Source organism: Rhizobium phaseoli (assembly GCF_003985125.1).
GTDB lineage: Bacteria > Pseudomonadota > Alphaproteobacteria > Rhizobiales > Rhizobiaceae > Rhizobium > Rhizobium phaseoli.
This window is the reverse complement of sequence record NZ_ML133572.1, coordinates 1-19,663: the sequence shown is the minus strand read 5'-3', so window position 1 is coordinate 19,663 and position 19,663 is coordinate 1. Positions and strand designations below refer to the sequence as shown.

The following is a 19,663-nucleotide window of genomic DNA, read 5'->3' as shown; positions in this document are numbered from 1 at the left end:
CTCAATAAATATCCGGTTCGCCAACGCTTTTGCCGAAACCTGTTTCTAGAAAATCGAAGTCGCAGCCCCGGTCGGCCTGCGTCACATGGCGAGAAAACATCCAGCCGTAACCGCGCTGGAAATGCGGCTCCGGCGCTTTCCAGGCGTCGCGGCGCCGGTCGAGTTCGGCCTCGTCCACCAGCATGTCGAGCCGGCGGTTGGGCAGATCGAGGCGGACGATGTCACCGGTCCTCAGCAGCGCAAGCGGGCCGCCGATATAGCTCTCCGGCGACACATGCAGAATGCAGGCGCCGTAGGAGGTGCCGGACATGCGGGCGTCGGAAATGCGCAACATGTCGCGATGGCCTTGCTTGATCAAAGCCTTGGGGATCGGCAGCATGCCCCATTCCGGGAAACCGGGACCGCCGAGCGGTCCTGCATTGCGCAGCACGAGGACATGGTCGGGCGTAACGTCGAGATTTTCGTCATCGATCGCCTTCTTCATCTCGGGATAGCTGTCGAAGACCAGCGCCGGCCCCTGATGCACATGGTATTTCGGATCGCAGGCCGCGGGCTTCATGACGGCGCCGTTCGGGCAGAGATTGCCGCGCAGGACGGCAAGCGACCCCTCGTGATAGACCGGGTTCGAAAGCGGCCGGATGACATCGTCATTATAGACCTCTGCGCCCATGAGATTTTCGCCCAGGGTCTTCCCGGTGACGGTCATGGCCATCAGGTCCAGCCGGTCCTCGAGCTGCTTCATCAGCGCCCTGAGCCCGCCCGCATAGAAGAAATCCTCCATCAGATAGTCTTTCCCGGAAGGACGGACATTGGCGATGAGCGGCGTCACCCGTCCCAGCAGGTCGAGATCGTCGAGTGTCAGATTGATGCCGGCGCGCCGGGCCATCGCGATCAGGTGGACGACGGCGTTGGTGGAACAGCCGGTGGCCATGGCGACGATCGCGGCATTGCGGCATGCCGCTTCCGTGACGATCCGGTCAGGCGTCAGATCCTCCCAGACCATTTCGACGGCGCGGCGGCCGCAGGCGGCAGACATGCGCTGGTGGTTGGCATCGACGGCAGGAATGGACGAGGCGCCCGGCAGTGTCAGCCCCATCGCATCGGCAATTGCCGTCATGGTGCTCGCCGTGCCCATCGTCATGCAGGTGCCGGCCGAGCGGGCGATGCCGCCTTGAACGCCGAGCCACTCGGCATCGGTGATGTTGCCGGCGCGGCGCTCGTCCCAATATTTCCAGGCATCCGAACCGGAGCCCAGGATTTTGCCGGCATAGTTGCCGCGCAGCATTGGCCCGGCGGGCAGGTAGATCATCGGCACGCCGGCCGACAGCGCCCCCATGACGAGACCTGGTGTGGTCTTGTCGCAGCCGCCCATCAGCACGACGCCGTCGAGCGGATGCGAGCGGATCGTCTCCTCCGTCTCCATCGCCAGCATGTTGCGGTAGAGCATGGAGGTCGGCTTCGTGAAGCTTTCGTCGACCGACAGCGACGGCATTTCGACGGGGAAGCCGCCGGCCTGCGAGACGCCGCGCTTCACGTCCTGCACGCGCTCCTTAAAGTGCGAGTGGCAGGTATTGAGCTCCGACCAGGTGTTGAGGATGCCGATGATCGGCTTGTCGCGAAAATCCTCCTCGGCATAGCCGAGCTGCATCATGCGCGAGCGGTGGCCGAAGCTGCGCAGGTCATCAGGCGCGAACCATCGCGCGCTTCGCAGCATGTCCGGCGTTTTTCTGTGTGTCATGAGGATACCTTCTCGGGATGGGAAAATCGCATCGCGGCTATTCCTTCATTCCCCATTTCTGGATGGTGTGGCGCTCGATCGTCTGGAAGACCAGGTTCTCGACGATCAGGCCGATGATGATCACGGTCAAGAGGCCGGCGAAGACTGCCGGAATATCGAGCAGGTTGCGGTTCTCGAAGATGAACCAGCCAAGGCCTCCCTGACCCGAGGAGACGCCGAAGACGAGCTCGGCGGCAATCAGCGTGCGCCATGCGAAAGCCCAGCCGATCTTCAGCCCGGTGAGGATGGACGGGAAGGCGGCCGGCACGAGGATGCGCAGCACATAGGAAATCCCCGTCAGGCCGTAATTGGCGCCGACCATGCGCAAGGTGCGCGAGACGCCGAGGAAACCGGAATGGGTGTTCAGCGCCACTGCCCACAGAACCGAATGCACGAGCACGAAGACGAGGCTGGAGGCGCCGAGGCCGAACCAGATCAGCGCCAGCGGCAGAAGCGATATGGCCGGCAGCGGATTGAACATCGCCGTCATCGTTTCAAGAAAATCCGTGCCGATGCGCGTGTTGATGGCAAGCACGGTCAACAACGCGGCAAGCACCGTGCCGAGGGCATATCCCATGAACAGGATCTGCAGCGTCGTCCAGATGCGGGCCGGCAGCGTGCCATCGGCGAAACGGTCGACCAGCGTGATGATCGTGTCGCTGAGCGTCGGGAACAGAAGGGGATTGTCGAGATAGGAAGCGTAGACCTGCCAGACGATTGCCAGCGTGAGGATCAGCAATGTCTTGCGCAATGCGCCGAGGCCCCAGAGCGTTTCGAATGCACTCAGCCTCTGTTCGACCGGTTTGACGTTGTCGTAGGGCTTGGCCGCCTCGACATCGGGCGCGAGAATGATGTTTGCGGACAACATGGTTCTATTCCTTGTGGCCGGGTTCCGAGGAGAACAGCAGGTTGTGGATGTCACGCTCGAGCGCCGCGGCGCTGCCGTCCTCGTGGCTGACCTTGTCGACATCAACCACTTCCGCCTTGACCCTGCCGGGATGCGGCGACAGAAGCAGGATCCGGTTCGAGATCTTGATCGCTTCGGCAATCGAATGGGTAACGAAGATGACCGTGAACCGAGTGTCCTCCCAGAGCTGGAGCAACTCGTCCTGCATCTGCCGGCGGGTGAGGGCGTCGAGCGCGGCGAAAGGCTCGTCCATCAGCAGGATATCCGGCTGCATTGCCATGCCGCGGGCAATGGCGACGCGCTGCTTCATGCCGCCGGACAGCGTGTGCGGATAACTGTCGACGGCCCGGGTCAGCTTCACCTTGTCGATATACTCGCGCGCCAGTGCTTCGGCTTCACCCTTCGGCAGCTTGCGGGCGACCAGCAGCGGAAACATGACGTTCTCAAGCACGGTTTTCCAGGGCATGAGCTGGTCGAACTCCTGGAAGACCATCATGCGGTCGGGCCCCGGACACTTCACCTGACGCCCATTGATATGGATGGAACCTGCCGATGGCGTCATGTAGCCGCCGACGGCTTTCAGAAGCGTTGACTTGCCGCAGCCGGACGGACCGAGCAGCACGAACCTGTCGGATTGGCTGACGGAGAAACTGACGCCCTCGGTGGCGGTGACCAAAAGGTTGGGGGTCTTGTAGCGCAGCGTCACATTGTCGACCTTGAGGAGGGGCTCTTTCTCGGTCGCCGGCACGGTCTCGTTGCCGGTGCGGGCAATGGCCTGAAGCATTGGAATTACTCCTTGAAGAGGGGGCGGCGCCTTTGAAGCGCCGCTGCCTGCGCCGTCAGTTGCCGTTGAGATAGGCGGAGTCGGGCAGGTAATAGTCGGTCCATGCCTTCGGCATGGTCTTGAGCGTACCGATCTTGTTGAGGTGCTCGGCAAACTTCATCGTACCCTGCGGGTCCGTGCGCCATTCATCCATGCCTGGCTCCTTCAACATGGCGAGCAGATCGTCGAGGCTGGTCTTGTCGCCCGACACCGTCTTGTAGGCTTCAAGCGCGGTCTTGGGATCTTTCTTGATGAAAGCGACCGCTTCTTCCGTCGCTTCGCGCAGCGCCTTGACGATCTTCGGGTTGGCATCGGCGAATGCCGTGGTGGTGAAGAAGGTCGCCTGCGTCAGCGCACCTCCGAGAATCTCCTTGGAATCGGTCACCCTGTGCACGCCCTGCTGCTTCAATTCGATATATTGGAAAGGCGGCGCCGAGAAATGGTTCTTGACCTCGTGGTTCGGGTTGGCGATCGCAGCAACCGCATCCGGATGTCCAAGCTGAACGGTGTTGGAATCGAATGACTTGACCTTGTCCTCGCCGAACATCTTCGCCGCCGCCATCTGCAGCAGGATGGCCTGGGTCGACACTCCGACGGTCGGCACGGCAATCTTGTCGGACGGCGTAATGTCCTTCAGCGACTTGATGCGCGGATCATTGCTGACCATGATCACCGGCTGCGCGGAGCTGGTAATGATCCCCTTCACCTTTCCCCTGGTGCGGTCCCAGAGCAGCAGCAGGTTGCCGGTGCCGGTATTGACGACGTCGACGTTGCCAGCAAGCAAGGCATCCGTCTGAGCGCCGCCGCCGCTGAAGGTCCGCCATTCGACAGTCACATCGGCCACACCCTCGGCGGCCGCGTGTTTTTCGATCAGCTTCTGCGTCTCCATGACATGGCTGGCGAGATAGAGGATGCCCGGCTGGCGGGTTATAGAAATTGCGCTCTTTTCCTGCGCCTGGCTGGCCGAGGCAAGGCCGAGCGTCATGGCCGCAGCCACAAGACAATGTTTTAGAATTTGCATCTGGTCCTCCCAAAGGATGCGGGCATCAGCCCTCTGCCGCCTTTCCCGAGGCGGATTTCGTCATTGAAGCACTAATGCATCAGTGCATCAACCTAAAAAATGTGATTTAGTCGATTTGCACGACGCGGAATAAGGGCAGGGACATGAGCGGAATGGTTCGGGAAAGCCAGTTGGATCGGTCACGGCAGGTGGCGCTGCAGATCCACGAGATATTGCGGGCAAGGATATTGACGGTGGAACTTGCACCGGGGACGGTCTTGTCGCGCGCCTCGCTGCAGCTGGAATTCGGCGTGAGCCAGACGCCTGTGCGCGATGCCTTGATGCGGCTTCAGGAAGAAGGACTTGTCGAAGTCTATCCGCAATATGCAACTGTCGTCGCCAAGATCGACACCGACCATGCGCGGCAGGCGCAGTTCCTGCGACTGTCGATCGAACTCGAGGCGGTGCGGCGGCTGACCGAGGAGACGCCGGGCGAGACGGCGGCGGAGCTGCGCGACATTCTGGCACGGCAGAATGCCGTTCGGTCTCCAGAAACCTATGACATCTTCGACGAGATTGACCGCGATTTTCACCGGAAGCTCTACGAGAGGGCGGGCATATTGCAGCTTTGGGCCAATGTCAGGCGCCAGAGCGTGCATCTCGACCGGTTGCGGCGCCTCAACCTCCCGATGCCAGGCAAGATGCAGACGGTCCTCGCCGACCATGAAGCAATCGTCGACGCCATCGCGTCGGGCAAGCCCGAAGCAGCGACGGCGGCTCTCAGAAGACATCTGTCCGGCACGCTGTCGATCATCGATGTGATCCGGGCCCAATACCCGAATTATATTCGCGGCTGAAGTTCGAACGACGGCGGCTTGGCGGAAGAGGCCATGCTCACGCAACCTTGCGGAAACCCGGATCGCGATATCCACGTGGGAATGAGTTAGCGCACGCCCAGTTCGCGATGCGACCGGCGGAGCTTTGCCGGCGTGACGTGATAGGTGCGCCGGAACCAGTTCACCAGATGGGCGCAATCGGTAAATCCGCATTCATAGGCGATCTGGGCGATAGACCGGTCGCTGTTGAGCACCATCCATTTCGCCGCCTTCAGCCGCATCCGGCGCCAATATTCGCCGGGAGCGGATTGCAGATGCTTCTGGAAAAGCCGGGAAAGCTCTCGTTCCGACGTGCCGACGCTCGCTGCGATATCGGCAAGCGAACAGAGCTCGTACATCTTCTGCCGCATCAGTCCTATCGCATTGGCAACACGGCGATCCCCGCACTTCATGCCGAGATCCGGCTCTTCGATCGCCCCCTGCCTGTCGAAACCGTGATCGCCGAGAAGATAGTGAAACGCCTTGTCCGCACGGGACTCGCCGCAGGCATTCGACACCAAATACATTGCGAGCTTGATCGAAGCCAATCCGCCGGGACAGGTTATGATATTTCCGTCAACCACGACGGGCCGGTCGGTGACGGGCGTGATGTCGGGAAAGGTCTGGCGCAACAGTCCCGCCAGCGTGAAATGAACCGCGCACCTTTTTCCGGCAAGCAGGCCGGCCTCTGCGAGCACGAAACTTCCCGAGCAGTTGCCGGCCACCGGCACGCCTTGGCGCACGGCATCGGTCACGAAGGCGTAGAGTTCCGGCGGGATCCTGTGGTCGGCGTGGAGAATGCCTCCGTGCACGACGATGAAGTCATAATCGCGCGGATCCCCGTACGTGCTGCCCGGCGTCAGTTCCAGGCCGCAGCTCGACCGTATCGGATCGAGATTATGCGATAGCAGCTCCCAATCACAGTAGATGCGCCGGCTGAAGTCGCCTTCATCGCCCGCCAGCCGGAGAAAATCCGTGAAGCAGGCAAGCGGCATCAGGGTGAAGTTCGGCGTCGCCACGATCCCCACCCTGAGCGGCGAGGCGATGTCAGGCGGCGGCTTGCTTGGCCCTGATCGGGAATAATCGCGCTGCAGATGAAGGTCCTCCAGGCCATCGAAATTGTCCTAAACGTACAATACCGCGGCCGCCAAGACAAATACCATCGATTGGCGTTGGGAGGCGCCATGCCGAAGCCCGGAAAACCGGCCCTCCCCACCAAACACACATGTCAAAAGCGCAAAAGGGGAACATGATGAAGAATTTTCTCGCAGTCTCGACGGTCGCGCTGATCGCCGGCATCGCATCCAACGCCAGCGCCGCTTGCGGCACCGTCAGTGTCGCCAATATGAATTGGCAAAGCGGCGAACTTCTCGCTCACGTCGATAAGTTCATTCTCGAACATGGTTTCGGCTGCCAGGTGGAGTTCGTTCCCGGCGACACGGTGCCGACGATCACCTCGATGGTGGAAAAGGGACAGCCGGACATTGCCGGCGAGGCCTGGGTCGACCTTGTCCCCGATATCGTCAAGCGTGGCGTCGACGAGCGCAGAATTGTAAATATCGGACCAGCTTTGTCCGATGGCGGCATCCAGGGCTGGTATATACCGAAATTCATCGTCGACGCCCATCCCGAGATCAAGACGGTCGATGACGCCTTCGCACATCCGGAGCTTTTCCCGGCGCCCGAGAACACGTCGAAGGGAGCGGTCTTCAACGGTCCGACAGGATCGGGCGGCTCGGTCGTCAGCGCCCAGCTTTTCAAGGCCTATGGCGGCGAAGCCAAGGGCTTCGACCTCGTCGATCCCGGAACCCAGGCCGGCCTCGACGGCGCCATGGCGCGCGCCTATGAACATAAGGAAGGATGGATGGGCTACTACTGGTCCCCGACCGCCCTTCTCGGGAAGTATTCCATGGTCCGCCTGGAAGCCGGCGTTCCGCATGATGCGGCCGAGTGGAAGCGCTGCAACACCGCTTCCGACTGTCCCGATCCCAAGAAGAACGAGTGGCCGAAGGACCACGTCGTAACCCTTGTGTCAGAGAAACTGGCAGAAAGCGGAAATGCCGGCGTCATGGACTATCTGCGCAAGAGATCATGGGACAATCAGACCGTCAGCTCGGTCATGTCCTGGATGACCGATACCCAGGCGGGTGGTGAAGACGGCGCCGTCCACTTTTTCAAAGAGCATCCGGAGATCTGGAAGTCGTGGCTGAGCGCCGACGTGGCGGAAAAAATCACCGCCGCTCTGTAAATTATAAAAGGCGCGGGCCGGCGAGGCCCGCGCATCCCGCCAGCAGACCGTGAAACCCGCCAGGATTCAAGATGACGACCTCCTTTCCAAAGACCTTCTCCGAGATCCCGCTCGCGGGCCACAGGCTGCGCAACAGGATCGTATTCGGCGCCCACACGGCAAACATGTCGGTGAACGGACTGCCAGGCGATCAGACGATCGCCTATTACGTCGAGCGGGCGATCGGCGGGGCGGCGATGATCGTCGTCGAGCCGATGCCTGTGCACCCCGCGACCGTGCTGACGCGCGGCAATTTTCGGACATCGGACGATTCCGTCATCCCGGCATTCCGGAAGTTGACCGAAAATGTGAAGCGGCATGGCGCTGTCGTCGTCCAGCAGCTTTATCATGTCGGCAGCCACGGCGATTCCGACCTTTCCTTTCATGCCCATTGGTCGCCGTCGGGAGGACCAAGCTATCACGACAGCGACGGCTCGCATGCAATGACGGAGGGTGAGATCGAGGAAACCATCGACGCTTTCGTCAAGGCGGCGTTGCGCTGTCGCGCTGCCGGTTTCGACGGCGTCGAGGTCTGGGCCGCCTATGGCGGTCTGCTCGATCAGTTCTGGACGCCGTTCTATAACCGCCGCGAGGATCGCTGGGGCGGCAGGCTCGAGAACAGAACCAGATTCTCCAGGGAAATCCTCCAGCGTATCCGGCAGGCCTGCGGTCCTGATTTCATCATCGGCCTGACCGTCAGCGACGAGCCCGGCTGCCCGACCGCATTGAATCGCGACCAGTTGACGGAGATCGTTGCCGGCTTGGATGAAGAGAGGCTGATCGACTACGTGACCTGCGGCTCGGGCGGATATTTCGATTATGGCAGCCTGATGCCGACCTTTCTCTATCCGGAGCGATTGGGTGTCGAGCTGTCAGCGCGCCTGAAACAGGTCGTGAGCCATGCGCTGGTCACAGCGGAAAGCCATATTCGAACACCTGAAAACGCGGAAATCACGCTCGGAGAGGGGGCGGCCGATCTGGTGTCCATCGTCCGCGGCCAGATCGCCGACCCCCACCTTGCCAACAAGGCGCGCCTGGGAACGCCCGAGGATATTCGCGGCTGCCTGTCCTGCAACCAGATGTGCTGGGGCCGGCGGTCGCGCGACTATTGGATCAGCTGCCTGATCAACCCTTCCGTCGGGCGCGAGGCCGAATGGGGAGGCGACCGGTTTGAACCTGTCGAAAATCCGCAATCCGTGCTGGTCGTCGGCGGAGGGCCGGCCGGATTGGAAGCGGCGCGCGTGGCGGCCGAAAGAGGCCATCGGGTTATCCTTGCGGAAGCCTCGGACCGGCTCGGCGGCGCATTCCGCCTGGCTGGCGAGCAGCCGCGGCGGGCGCAGATACTGGACCTCATTCGCTGGTACGAAACCCGCTTCGAAAAACTCGGCGTCGAGGTCCGCTTCAACAGCTATATCGAGGGAAGCGACGTCGCCGATATCGGTGCCGACGTGGTGATCCTGGCGACCGGATCGCTGCCGCAGGATTCCGGCTTTCAGAAGGCCATGCCCGATCGCCCGTCACTCGACGGGATCGAAAAGGGAAACGTCTTCTCTGCCGAAAGCGTCATGGCCCGTCAGGCAAGGCTCGGCAAACGTGTCGTCGTCATAGACGAAACCGGCGGCTGGAAAGGCTGCGGCACCGCCTGGAAGCTTGCGGAACAGGGGCACGAAGTCGTGATCGTCACGCCGGACGCGCTCATCGGAAAGGAACTGCAGCGCACATCCGCCGACGTTCCACTGCGCCGGACGCTCAGCATGCTCGGTGTTCAGTTCCGAACGGAAACCAGCATAGAGAGCTGGCAGGGCAACGCCGCCATCCTTGTTTCCCATCTGACCGGGAAGCGGGAGGCGATCGAAGCCGACAGCCTCGTCTTCTCCACGACCAATGCCGCAGCCAACTGGCTCGCTTTGGAACTGGCCGAGCTCGGCATTCCCTTCACCGAGATCGGAGACGGCGTGGCGCCAAGGCAGGCGCCCTACGCGTTTTATGAAGGGCGGCGCGCCGGCATGGCGATCGGAGCCGTTGGGACACGCGAAATGGCGAAGGTTTGGGTGGCATAGCCGACCCGCAGATCAAATGCAGCTTGACATATGCGACTGGGTAGCAATCTTCTTGACGTGAAGGAGATCATCATGAGCGTAAAATCATCGATCTCGTTGACCGAGCAACAGGATGCCTTTGCGCGATCGCTTGTCGAGAATGGGCGGTATTCGAGCTTGAGTTCGGTTCTACAGCAAGGCTTGGAGCTTCTCAGGCAAAAGACGGAGGCCGAGGCCGCAGAGACGGAAGCTTTGCGGGAACTGATCCAACGGCGGTTGAATGGCCCGGCGCTATCGGATGAAGCCATGGCGGACGCGGTCGACGAGATGATCGAGCGGAAACGGCGAGCTCTTCGTGTGGAGACTTGAATACTCCCGCGAAGCGGAGCGGGATTTTGAACTCATTTTCGATCACCTCTTCGCCGCTTACAGCGATCTCGGCGATGATGCGGATGAAGCCCTGGAGCGGGCGGCCGGGCGAATTCGCGAGTTGCGCTCGTCGGTTCAGCGGTTGATTGAGACACCCCACATCGGAACATCTCGACCCGATATCTATCCGGGCATCCGTTTTTTGCGGCGGGACAAGGCCGTCATTTGGTTCCTGCCGAAGGAGGACCGCCAGACGATCGTCGTTGCGGCCATCTTCTTCGGCGCGCAGGACCATATCCGGCACATGCTGAGGCGGTTGCTCGAGAGCTAGAGCCGGCACCATGTTCGAGGTTGAGAAAAGGCTGTCGGTCTGGCACGCAATGTCCGACTTGTTCCTCGACACGGAGCACGGCGGCGCTCAGAAAACATCTATCCGGCAGGCTTATTGATCATCGATGTGATCCGGGCCCAATATCCCAATTATATTCGCGGCTGAAGTTCGAACAATCGGGCCCCGCTATCGCAAGCTTTCAAGAGGCGATGCTCCCGCAATCTGGCGGAAGCTATGCCGCTATCCGCCGAAGCGGACCCGCCCGTTGACGCAGGAAGCATATCGACCATTGCTTCGCCCACAGGAAGGAATCATTCCGGATGCCTTTCAAATACCTCAACTCGTGCAGAGGATGAGATTTTCAATCGATCGGGTTCTATGTTCACGTAGCCGCGGCGGGTTCCACAAACTGCTCCGCCATCGGCGAATATCTCGACGATTCCACTGTCATGAAACAGACGAAGATCCTCCCCGCTGCCAAGCTCTGCCACATATTGGATCGCGCCATCGTCCTGGGCGAGCCGGATCGAAAGGATGCCGTCGGCGACGCCCACCTCGAAAGCAAGTTCGCCACCCGCCGTCGCGACAAGCTTGCTGTCCTGCAGCGATCCGGAAAGTCGGATCTCGATCGGACCGCCGGGCAGTGAGTAACCGCTGATTTGGTCCGAGGCGAGAGGTGTGGCGACATAGTGCTCGTCGACCTCAATCGCCGGCAGCATGCAAATCTTTTTCTTGTCTTCACTGAGAGTTAGAACGCGGGGCAAGGACATTTCGCCGGAATAGGCTGAACCCGCCGGCTTGCGGTATTCCCAGTTGAAAAGCCATGCAAAGGCGATCTGTCGCCCTTCTGCTTCGAAACTCTGCATCGCGTAATAGTCAGTCCCGAAATCCAGCAGTTGCAGCTCGGGCGTATCGGGCACAAAGCGATCATCGCCAAACTCGCCGATCAGGGCGTAAAGGAGGTTGTGGCGCCGCGTCGCTGGTTCGATATGGCCGACAAAGCCCATAACCAAAACCCACTTGTCCTCCAGCCGAAAGAAGTCGGGGCATTCCACTGCGCGGGCGCCTTCTTCGCGGAAATTGACGGGCGCGCGGTAAAGGAGCCCCAGATATTGCCATTCGAGTCCATCATCGGAGCCATATAGCAGCACCGCCGGATCGCCATAAATTGATGCACCAAGGATCATCCGATAGGCGTTGGCTGCTTCGTCCCACCAGACTTTTGGGTCTCGGAAATCATGCTTCACGCCATCAGGACGGACCTCCAGCACGGTCGTGATTCGCTCGGCATGGATGAAGTCGCGGCCGGGTTCGGCGATCTTCTGGACTTCGCGGTAGTCTGCAAAGAGATCGTAGGCAGGCAAGCGCTCCGTGTAATAGAACTTTATCTTTCCGTCCCGATCCCGAAACGCGTTTCCCGAGAACGCGCCACCGGTCGCACCGAGGCGGGCGAGGTTCTGTTCCGGTCGCAAGAAGACCGGCATGTGAAGCCACGCACACAGGTCGAGGCTGGTCGCATGCCCCCAATGCATCGGCCCCCAATCCGTGCCGCCGGGGTGGAACTGGTAGAACAGATGCCAGACATCGCCAACCTTGCACAACCCATTGGGATCATTCATCCAGCCTCTGACTGGCGAGAAGTGCAGGCGCGGCCGTTGCGGGTCGGCCGCGCACCAGCCGTCGATTTCGGGTCCGGTGCGCTCCACCAATCGTTCCCCGAATTCCAAAACGGTGATTCCTGTTTTCGAGACTAACCGTGGATCGTAAGCATAGGCCCAGCTGAATTCTGTTCTGCCTTCATCCCATTCGAATTCCACCTCGCCCGCTTCACGATGATGGTAGCTGTAAAATTCCGAAAACTCCGAAAAGCGTTTCACCCCCCACAAGAGCTGGTCATCCTGCAGAATGCGAAATTGGAATTCGTCCGAGCTCGTTTCCTTTGATGTCGCCCAGAATTCAACGCGCGTCCCAAGCGCCAATCGCATTTTCTGCCGTCGCATGCTGTTCCTCCAGAACGTGAATGGTCTCGACCCGATACCGCCCGGGCGCACGGTCGCTATCCCGGCCGCGGCCAGTGACGAGGTGGCATTTCAGGTTTTCTTTTTTCGCTTGCGGTCCGATCAAGGATTGGGAACCGTCGCGTTCAAGGTCCGAGGTCGGCGATCTGAGCACGGGAGCCGCTATGGCTGTCCAATAACCGGCGTGGCCCGGAAAGCATTCATTGTTCTATCCAACTGAACCTGTTCGTCACTGCCTGAATCGAGCACCGTGTTCCGTACAGAATCCCTTTGGACTTTTACTGCCGTTACCGCGAGCGTCGCTAAATTGCGCGTTGAAAGCAATGCGCCCACTTGCGTTGAAAAGCAGGCACTTTCAGGTGCATCGCTGCTTTGCGATTTTTCAGTCGTGGCCACAATGTGATTGTTGGCGATGTAATTTCCGTTGCCGGATATCAGGTTGATAATCACAGGCTTTGCGGCGATAGGCTTGATATACTGAGTATCGATCGTTTCCGAGATGTGGTTTGCGATCACCGAGTTGTTGCTCCCGTCAATTCGCAAAAGTCCGAACAGATCATCGAGCCCGTTGTCGTATTTCTGCATGGGCGCCCATGGTTCGCGATCTCGCAAAAGGTGGTTTGAGGAGACCAAGTTCTCGCAGCAGTTATCGGCAAGAACCAACATTCCGGGATAAAAGGAGTGGAATCTATTTCCTGTGACCGCGGAGCGGACGACGCCGGAAAAATAGATGCTGCTGGCGCCTCGAGGGAATATGTTGTTTGAGGATATCAGAACACCCCCATAATTTTCCGCGAAAATGGAATGGCCCCTGTAGCCGGCTCCAATGAAATTATTCGCTATTCTTGACGCCTGCCCCATGCCTTTCAATTCAATGCAGTTGCCGCACTCGGCAATGAAATTGTTATCTATCGCGAGCGCATCTGCATCATGAACAGTCACGCCATGCTCCAGATAGATAAGACCCATCCCGGTTATTCGGAATGAGTCATTGGCGCTGCCTACATAGATTCCGGTTTTGCCGTTCTTGTATGTATTTTCTGCGTCATGGTGCCCCGAACCATCGTCAATAAAGTGCAGGCCGTCGATGCAGAAGTCAGCAAACTCCACGGAACTTATGCGCGGATTTCCGGTGCGCTTAACATAAAACGCGGCTCCTGCGGCCTCGCCGTCGGCGGCCTCAGGAGATGTGTCCACGAGTACCCGACTTCCGCCCGGCCACACCTCGTGCCAGTGTCTCAGCTCGTTTGCGGATACATTGAAACGGATGCTCGAAGACGTAAAACCATGCCCGGAGCCCACAATCTTCAGATAGCTGACGTCGATAACGACTTGAGTGACAAGTCGGTAATCGCCAGGCGGTATATAGATGACCGCTCCAGGTTTTCCGCCGTCATTCAGATCGGATACAGGTTGCCCTCTTTTGATATCCGCAATGATGCTGTTGATGACCGCTCCAATATCCTCATAGGGATTTCCTGCAGGGTACTTCGTTACATCGAAATAGTTTTCGCTCGCCATTATTGATATCTCCTCGGACATTTCTCACTTCACCGCGAGAGTAGACTGATGTCCTTGATTGGCTTGTCGCTCGCAGGGCGCTGGGCAAATGCGTTCAAGCAGCTCTCTGTGTGATCACCAGATGCTGGTGCGGGTGTCGGGTCTAAAGAAGTGCAGTTCTTCCGCATCGACGGCGATGCGCGCGACGTTACCTGCGCGGACTGTGCTCTTCGGAGAAAAACGGGCGACGGCAGCTTTTTCGTTGCCGATGTCGGCGACGGCGTCTGGGTCTCCGGCATCCACCCAAGGTGCGTCTATCTTCAGATGCACCATGGATTCAGAACCCAGCGCCTCGACAAGGGTGACCGAGGCCGAGATCTCGGCCGAAGAGGGTCGGACTGCGGCGTCGTTCATATGCTCGGGCCGGATCCCGACGATGACCCGACGGTTAGCCGCACCGTTGAGCGAGGGGCGATATTCGAAAACCCGGTCAGGGATTTCGAAACTGTTGCTGCCCAGGGTCAGCGTCCTGCCATCCAGAACGGCCTCGTACAAGTTCATCGAGGGCGATCCGATAAAGGCGGCGACAAAGACGTTGTCAGGGCGGCTGTACAGGTTTTGCGGTGTGTCGACTTGCTGCAGCACGCCGCCTTTCATGACAGCGACGCGGTCACCCATCGTCATCGCCTCGACCTGGTCGTGCGTCACATAGATCGTGGTGACATTCAGTTTTCTTTGCAGGCCGGCAATCTCGGCCCGCATCTGCACGCGCAGCTTGGCATCGAGGTTCGACAGTGGTTCATCCATCAGGAAGGCTGCCGGCTTGCGGACGATCGCCCGCCCCATGGCGACGCGCTGGCGCTGTCCGCCGGAGAGAAGCGCCGGCTTACGGTCGAGCAATGTCGTCAGTTCGAGAATGCGCGCGGCCTCGTTCACCCGGCTGTCGATCTCAGCCTTGGGCAGTCCGGCCATCAGCAAGGGAAAGGCGATGTTTTCGCGCACCGTCTTATGCGGATAGAGCGCGTAGGATTGAAAGACCATGGCGATGTCGCGGTCTTTGGGATCGACATCGTTTACAACCCGGTCACCGATCTTGAGTTCACCGCCGGAAATGCTCTCCAGGCCTGCGATCATTCTGAGCGCTGTCGACTTACCACATCCCGACGGACCGACAAACACCATGAACTCGCCGTCCTTGATGTCGAAGTTGAGATCATGCAGAGCGTGAAAGCTGTTTCCGTAGATCTTGTTGATATTGCGCAGTTCTACACCGGCCATGCTGGTCTCCTCATCCCTTCACAGCGCCGAACGTCAGCCCGCCGACGATCTGTTTTTGAAGCGCGAGCGTCACGATGATGACGGGCAGTGAATAGAGCACCGCGGCGGCCGTCATCGCGCCCCACGCAAGCCCGTAGACCGAATTGTATTCGGCAATAACGATTGGTGCCGTCTTGGTCGCTTCAGACGTCAGCAGCAGCGCATAGAGGAACTCGTTCCAGCTGGTGATGAAGGTGAAGAGCGCGGTGACGGCAATTCCGCCGGTCATCACCGGAAGAATGATTTTCCGAAAGGCTTGGAACCGTGTGCATCCATCCATGCGGGCAGCTTCTTCGAGTTCCTTGGGCACACCTTCGACAAATGCCGACATCAGCAACAGCGCCAGTGGCACAGCGGCCGAAGTGTGCGCGAGAACCAGTCCTGGAATGGTGTCAAGCAGACCCATGGACTTCAAAAGCTGGAACAGCGGCACGCCCAGCGAGACCGACGGCACCATGCGGGTGACCAAGGCAAAGAGCAGGAAAAGTGTCGTGATCCGGCGGCGATACTGGGTGGCAACATAGGCGGCCGGCACCGCCACCAGCAGCGAGAGCGCGGTCGTCAGTACCGCCACCGTGAGGGAGTTGACGAAAGCCTTCGGCAGCGTCGACGATTGCAAGACTTCCCGAAAATTCTCGAACGATATGACGGCGGGAAAGAAGCTCGGCGGGATCTGCTGGACATCGGCCGCCGGCTTGATCGAGGTCATCAGCAGATAGATGTAGGGCAGCGCGTAGGACAGCACGAGCACCAGGGCTGCGGCGTTGATCAGGACTCCGCCACGAGTGAGGCGAGGGGCTCTATGCATGGGCCGGCCTCCATATCTTCCGATAGGCAATGCCGGCCAGAACCATCATGACGAGAAGGAACAGCGTGCCGGATGCGGAGGCCTCGCCGAGATCGCCAAACCGAACCATGCGCTGATAGATGTTCATCGAGAACACTTCCGAGGCATGGCGGGGGCCGCCCTGCGTCTGAATCCAGATCAGATCGAACGTCTTGGCGGCATCCACGCCCCTCACGATGACCACCACGGCAATGACCGGCCGCATCAGCGGCAGCGTGACGTGCCAGAACCGCTTGAGCGCGTTCGCCCCATCGATCCGGGCCGCCTCGAGAAGGTCCTTGGGGATGTTCGTCAGCCCTGCATAGGAGACGAGGGCGACAAAGGAGGTCGTCAGCCATATGTCGGCGAAGGATACGGAATAGATGACGATATCCTCGCTGGAGAGCCAAGCAATCTCGCCTGGGTCGCTGATCAACCCCAGGCGAACCAGCCCGTAGTTGAGGATCCCGATATTGCCGACCAGCAGGAACCGCCACAGCAGGCCGGCGACGATCGGCGGCACCATCAGCGGCAGAGCGAAGATCGTGCGGTGCCAACGCGATTGGCCCACCATGGCCGAGAACAGCAAGGCGGCGCAGAAGCCGAAGGTGAACTCGAAGAAGAGTGCGAAGACCGAATACTGCAGCGTCCGCAGAGCGCTTTCGGCGACGCGCTTCGACGTCAAGGCATCGACATAGTTCTGCAGCCCAACCCATTCGCGGACGTGGGGCGTGATCGTTTCGACCTTGAAGAAGGAATCGAAGATCAGCAGCCCCACTGGGTAGGCGACCAACAAGCCGAGGATCGCAACCGCGGGGGCGAGCATGCAGAGCACAAATCGGTCTTCATCCGACATGTTCGCCTCCGAAAGCTGATGGCGCGGGAGTGATAATGAACCTCCCGCGCTACTGACGAAAAGTCGGACTAGTTGAGGATATTCTCGATGGTTTCCTTGGCTTCCGTGAGGACTCCTCCTACGTCCGCCTTGCACGTGAGCGCCTGCTGCACGGCCGGCAGGACAGCTTCGTCGACGATTTCCTGATACTTTTCGTTCATCGGCCGGCCTTGTGTCGCCGGCGCGCTCAACGTTTCGAGCAGTGGCTTGAAATGCTCATAGCCGGGCTTGCTGGCATAGCTGTTATAGGCTGAGTTTGTCGCGGCAAGGCCGAGCGGGGCTTCGATGCCCAAGCCATTGTTGGCGATTGCGAAAGCGATGAACTTTTTCGCCGCATCCTTGTGCTGGGATGCCGAAGGAATGACATTGTACCAGGGACCTGGAATGGCGGCGATGCCCGCATCACCGGCCAACATCGGCGCGACGCCGACTTTGCCGCTGACCTTGGAATCCTCAGGCGTCATCTTGTAGGCGTGCGCCCAGAATTTCATCATTGCTGTCTTGCCCTGATAGAACAGGTTTTGGGCCTCGCCCCAGCCGATTTCGTTGACGTTTTCGGGAACCGAATGATCGGCGCAGTGCGGCGCGATATAGAACTCGAGGGCCTTCTTGTGCGCCTCGTTGTCAATGATGACATTGCCATCCTTGTCAAGGATCACGCCGGGCGAGCCCGCCTGCAGCACATGCGCCATCCATTCTTCCGAGAAGGTGCCGATGGTGTCGGTGCCCCAAAAGTCGACCTTGCCGTCGCCGTCAGTATCGCGCGTGAAATATTTCGCCATGTCACGCCATTGCTGCCAGGTCTTGGGGGGCGCAAGGGGATATCCATACTTTGCCTGGAAAGCTTCCTTTTCCTCGGGCTTTTCGAAGAGGTCCTGGCGATAGAAGACGATCTCGGCATTCGCCCATGCGGGCATTCCGATCATTTTGTCGCCAACCTTTGCGTCGGCAAGCAACGCCGGCGGCAGATCCTTGCGCACAGCATCGGAAAACAGGGGCGAAAGGTCCTCGACGTGGTTCGCGAACTTCGCGTTCCAGACCACGTCGATCGTCACAACATCGAATGCCGACGAGCCGGAGGCGATCTCGGCGGAGAACTTGTCGAACACGCCCTGATAGGGAACGACGGTGAATTTGACCTCGATGCCCGTTTCTTTGGTGAACTTCTCGGCGACGGCCTTCTGCAGCATCTCGCCGCCGCCTTCGACAAGGATGTTGATGGTTTCGGCCTTCGCCGCGGCCGCCATGAAGATGAGCGCAAGCGCGCTGGCACCAAGCAGTTTCTTCATTGATTCCTCCCTTGCTCGCCGGGGCGCTTTCGTCAACACCGATGCTTTCCTGGACCATAGTCTCTCTATGACGACGTTGTCAACACGCATTGTCGACGTTGTCATAGAAATATGTCGACGTTGTCAGCTAACTCGGTTAGAAAGACTGCCAGGCAAGGAGATTGGCGGCATATGGTCAGCATTATCAGCGTCGCGAAAGCGGCTGGGGTTTCGAATAAGACAGTCTCCCGGGTGATTAACGGCGAGCCCTACGTCACGGAGGAAACACGGGAGCGGGTGGAGAAGGCCATTCGGGATCTTGGCTATATCCCCAACATGGCCGCGCGTCTCATTCGGTCGAGCCGCTCCAACACCTTCGGCATCATCACGGATTATGTGTCTACCACACCCTATTCGGTCGACATCGTGCGAGGAATACAGGATTGGGCAAATGCCAACGGGAAGACCATCCTCATGGCGAACACTGGTGGCTCGTCTAAGCGAGAGGCTGAAATCTGGAAAATGTTCCAGTCCCATCGGATTGACGGGGTCCTTTATGTGACAATGTATCGTCGCACCGTGGATCCCGAGGCAGGCGACGTCCGGATTCCGACGGTGATGATCAACTGCAGGCCTGAGACGAACGAACTGCTACCGTCGATCGAGCCGGATGACTACCAAGGCGCGCAAGATCTTACCCGCTATCTGCTTGACCGTGGCCATCGTAAGATCGGCTACATCCGGCTCAATCCCATCTTGTTGGGTGCGCAACTGCGCCTCGATGCCTTTCGCAAAACCGCTGCAGAGTTTGGCCTTGCTGAGAGCGACCTAAGTATCCGTCTGGGCATGGAAGGGCCGGTTGGAGCGGAGAAGAACTACGTTTTTGCCGTTGCGACAGAGATGCTGCAACAAAAGGATCGGCCGACCGCAATCATGAGCGGCAACGACGAAATGACGATTCAAATCTACATAGCAGCAATGGCGTTGGGTCTGCGCATCCCTGAGGACGTCAGCATTGTCGGCTTTGACGATTTCCGGACGGTCTCCCTGGCGCTGAAGCCGGAACTGACGACGGCAGCCTTGCCGTATTACGATTTAGGTCTGGAAGGGGCGGAATTGTTGAACAGCGTAGTGGCGGGAAACAAGGCTCGTCCAACCAGGCGCGTGATGCCCTGTAAACTGGTCGAGCGAACGTCGGTGCAATCCGTATAGTCTGACCTCAAGCGGCAGGCGCGCTCAGATCAGCGATCAATTCGGCGTTTTCCAGCGCACGGCGAGTCAAGTTCCATAACATGCATTACGCCAGATTCGCTTGTAGCCGCAAAGTTAGAATGTCCTGTTTCTGCAAAGTTGGAATGTCACACTCCCCGCATTTGCTGACGTGGGAGATTGCGGATGGGATTGATAGCGATGAGCGAGCGCGATCTGCAG

Annotated in this window: 17 protein-coding genes; 6 read left to right on the top strand and 11 right to left on the bottom strand. The window is 59.4% G+C overall.

What is annotated here, in order from left to right; genetic code table 11:
• Nucleotide 1: 1 nt before the first annotated feature.
• From araD to EFD56_RS15280, 4 genes are read right to left on the bottom strand one after another with little or no spacing between them, the layout of a single operon-like run.
• The gene (gene araD, locus EFD56_RS15295) at nt 2–1,738 is read right to left on the bottom strand and encodes an L-arabinonate dehydratase (RefSeq protein WP_126905676.1); all 1,737 of its coding nucleotides are present in this window, start codon (nt 1,736–1,738) and stop codon (nt 2–4) included.
• A gap of 37 nt (nt 1,739–1,775) precedes the next feature.
• Nucleotides 1,776–2,645, bottom strand: a complete 870-nt coding sequence (locus EFD56_RS15290) for an ABC transporter permease (protein WP_126905675.1) — start codon at nt 2,643–2,645, stop codon at nt 1,776–1,778.
• A gap of 4 nt (nt 2,646–2,649) precedes the next feature.
• Nucleotides 2,650–3,468 carry an ABC transporter ATP-binding protein gene (locus EFD56_RS15285; protein ID WP_097603609.1) on the bottom strand — a complete coding sequence of 273 codons (819 nt, stop codon included), beginning with the start codon at nt 3,466–3,468 and terminating at the stop codon, nt 2,650–2,652.
• Nucleotides 3,469–3,523: 55 nt separating this feature from the next.
• Complete coding sequence (locus EFD56_RS15280) at nt 3,524–4,528, bottom strand: ABC transporter substrate-binding protein (RefSeq protein ID WP_126905674.1); 1,005 nt, start codon at nt 4,526–4,528, stop codon at nt 3,524–3,526.
• A 143-nt stretch (nt 4,529–4,671) separates the two neighbouring features.
• Between EFD56_RS15280 and EFD56_RS15275 the strand changes: the two genes are divergently transcribed.
• Nucleotides 4,672–5,364 carry a GntR family transcriptional regulator gene (locus EFD56_RS15275; RefSeq protein ID WP_126905673.1) on the top strand — a complete coding sequence of 231 codons (693 nt, stop codon included), beginning with the start codon at nt 4,672–4,674 and terminating at the stop codon, nt 5,362–5,364.
• Between the two features lie 86 nt (nt 5,365–5,450).
• Here the strand turns inward: EFD56_RS15275 and EFD56_RS15270 are convergent, their stop codons facing one another.
• Nucleotides 5,451–6,401, bottom strand: coding sequence for a GlxA family transcriptional regulator (locus tag EFD56_RS15270; RefSeq protein WP_245440595.1), 951 nt, complete (start codon nt 6,399–6,401; stop codon nt 5,451–5,453).
• A gap of 230 nt (nt 6,402–6,631) precedes the next feature.
• On the opposite strand from EFD56_RS15270, the gene EFD56_RS15265 reads away from it, so the two are divergent.
• The 4 genes from EFD56_RS15265 (at nt 6,632) to EFD56_RS15250 (ending at nt 10,408) form a co-directional block, all read left to right on the top strand.
• Nucleotides 6,632–7,630 carry an ABC transporter substrate-binding protein gene (locus EFD56_RS15265; RefSeq protein WP_406549977.1) on the top strand — a complete coding sequence of 333 codons (999 nt, stop codon included), beginning with the start codon at nt 6,632–6,634 and terminating at the stop codon, nt 7,628–7,630.
• A 71-nt stretch (nt 7,631–7,701) separates the two neighbouring features.
• Nucleotides 7,702–9,729, top strand: a complete 2,028-nt coding sequence (locus EFD56_RS15260) for an oxidoreductase (protein ID WP_126905670.1) — start codon at nt 7,702–7,704, stop codon at nt 9,727–9,729.
• Between the two features lie 72 nt (nt 9,730–9,801).
• The gene (locus EFD56_RS15255; protein WP_064829189.1) at nt 9,802–10,077 is read left to right on the top strand and encodes a type II toxin-antitoxin system ParD family antitoxin; all 276 of its coding nucleotides are present in this window, start codon (nt 9,802–9,804) and stop codon (nt 10,075–10,077) included.
• Nucleotides 10,064–10,408, top strand: a complete 345-nt coding sequence (locus EFD56_RS15250) for a type II toxin-antitoxin system RelE/ParE family toxin (protein ID WP_064829045.1) — start codon at nt 10,064–10,066, stop codon at nt 10,406–10,408. The genes EFD56_RS15255 and EFD56_RS15250 overlap by 14 nt, the downstream gene beginning before the upstream one ends.
• Before the next feature lie 311 nt (nt 10,409–10,719).
• On the opposite strand, the gene EFD56_RS15245 is transcribed toward EFD56_RS15250, so the two are convergent.
• From EFD56_RS15245 to EFD56_RS15220, 6 genes are all read right to left on the bottom strand, one after another.
• The gene (locus EFD56_RS15245) at nt 10,720–12,408 is read right to left on the bottom strand and encodes a glycoside hydrolase family 32 protein (RefSeq protein WP_126905669.1); all 1,689 of its coding nucleotides are present in this window, start codon (nt 12,406–12,408) and stop codon (nt 10,720–10,722) included.
• Nucleotides 12,409–12,588: 180 nt separating this feature from the next.
• On the bottom strand, nt 12,589–13,947 hold the full coding sequence (locus EFD56_RS15240; RefSeq protein ID WP_126905668.1) for a NosD domain-containing protein: 1,359 nt from the start codon (nt 13,945–13,947) through the stop codon (nt 12,589–12,591).
• Nucleotides 13,948–14,061: 114 nt separating this feature from the next.
• The gene (locus tag EFD56_RS15235) at nt 14,062–15,204 is read right to left on the bottom strand and encodes an ABC transporter ATP-binding protein (protein WP_037146496.1); all 1,143 of its coding nucleotides are present in this window, start codon (nt 15,202–15,204) and stop codon (nt 14,062–14,064) included.
• A gap of 10 nt (nt 15,205–15,214) precedes the next feature.
• On the bottom strand, nt 15,215–16,051 hold the full coding sequence (locus EFD56_RS15230) for a carbohydrate ABC transporter permease (protein WP_126905667.1): 837 nt from the start codon (nt 16,049–16,051) through the stop codon (nt 15,215–15,217).
• Nucleotides 16,044–16,925 (bottom strand): carbohydrate ABC transporter permease, encoded by an 882-nt coding sequence (locus EFD56_RS15225; protein WP_126905666.1) that lies wholly within the window; start codon nt 16,923–16,925, stop codon nt 16,044–16,046. The genes EFD56_RS15230 and EFD56_RS15225 overlap by 8 nt, the downstream gene beginning before the upstream one ends.
• Nucleotides 16,926–16,993: 68 nt before the next feature.
• On the bottom strand, nt 16,994–18,253 hold the full coding sequence (locus EFD56_RS15220) for an ABC transporter substrate-binding protein (protein WP_126905665.1): 1,260 nt from the start codon (nt 18,251–18,253) through the stop codon (nt 16,994–16,996).
• A gap of 171 nt (nt 18,254–18,424) precedes the next feature.
• On the opposite strand from EFD56_RS15220, the gene EFD56_RS15215 reads away from it, so the two are divergent.
• Nucleotides 18,425–19,444, top strand: a complete 1,020-nt coding sequence (locus tag EFD56_RS15215) for a LacI family DNA-binding transcriptional regulator (RefSeq protein WP_126905664.1) — start codon at nt 18,425–18,427, stop codon at nt 19,442–19,444.
• Nucleotides 19,445–19,663: the final 219 nt, after the last annotated feature.

Bases quoted from the DNA above. Each gene is read 5' to 3' on its own strand.
- araD (WP_126905676.1), bottom strand. From the start codon at position 1,738: ATGACACACAGAAAAACGCCGGACATGCTGCGAAGCGCGCGATGGTTC.
- EFD56_RS15290 (WP_126905675.1), bottom strand. From the start codon at position 2,645: ATGTTGTCCGCAAACATCATTCTCGCGCCCGATGTCGAGGCGGCCAAG.
- EFD56_RS15285 (WP_097603609.1), bottom strand. From the start codon at position 3,468: ATGCTTCAGGCCATTGCCCGCACCGGCAACGAGACCGTGCCGGCGACC.
- EFD56_RS15280 (WP_126905674.1), bottom strand. From the start codon at position 4,528: ATGCAAATTCTAAAACATTGTCTTGTGGCTGCGGCCATGACGCTCGGC.
- EFD56_RS15275 (WP_126905673.1), top strand. From the start codon at position 4,672: ATGAGCGGAATGGTTCGGGAAAGCCAGTTGGATCGGTCACGGCAGGTG.
- EFD56_RS15265 (WP_406549977.1), top strand. From the start codon at position 6,632: ATGATGAAGAATTTTCTCGCAGTCTCGACGGTCGCGCTGATCGCCGGC.
- EFD56_RS15260 (WP_126905670.1), top strand. From the start codon at position 7,702: ATGACGACCTCCTTTCCAAAGACCTTCTCCGAGATCCCGCTCGCGGGC.
- EFD56_RS15255 (WP_064829189.1), top strand. From the start codon at position 9,802: ATGAGCGTAAAATCATCGATCTCGTTGACCGAGCAACAGGATGCCTTT.
- EFD56_RS15245 (WP_126905669.1), bottom strand. From the start codon at position 12,408: ATGCGACGGCAGAAAATGCGATTGGCGCTTGGGACGCGCGTTGAATTC.
- EFD56_RS15240 (WP_126905668.1), bottom strand. From the start codon at position 13,947: ATGGCGAGCGAAAACTATTTCGATGTAACGAAGTACCCTGCAGGAAAT.
- EFD56_RS15235 (WP_037146496.1), bottom strand. From the start codon at position 15,204: ATGGCCGGTGTAGAACTGCGCAATATCAACAAGATCTACGGAAACAGC.
- EFD56_RS15230 (WP_126905667.1), bottom strand. From the start codon at position 16,051: ATGCATAGAGCCCCTCGCCTCACTCGTGGCGGAGTCCTGATCAACGCC.
- EFD56_RS15225 (WP_126905666.1), bottom strand. From the start codon at position 16,925: ATGTCGGATGAAGACCGATTTGTGCTCTGCATGCTCGCCCCCGCGGTT.
- EFD56_RS15220 (WP_126905665.1), bottom strand. From the start codon at position 18,253: ATGAAGAAACTGCTTGGTGCCAGCGCGCTTGCGCTCATCTTCATGGCG.
- EFD56_RS15215 (WP_126905664.1), top strand. From the start codon at position 18,425: ATGGTCAGCATTATCAGCGTCGCGAAAGCGGCTGGGGTTTCGAATAAG.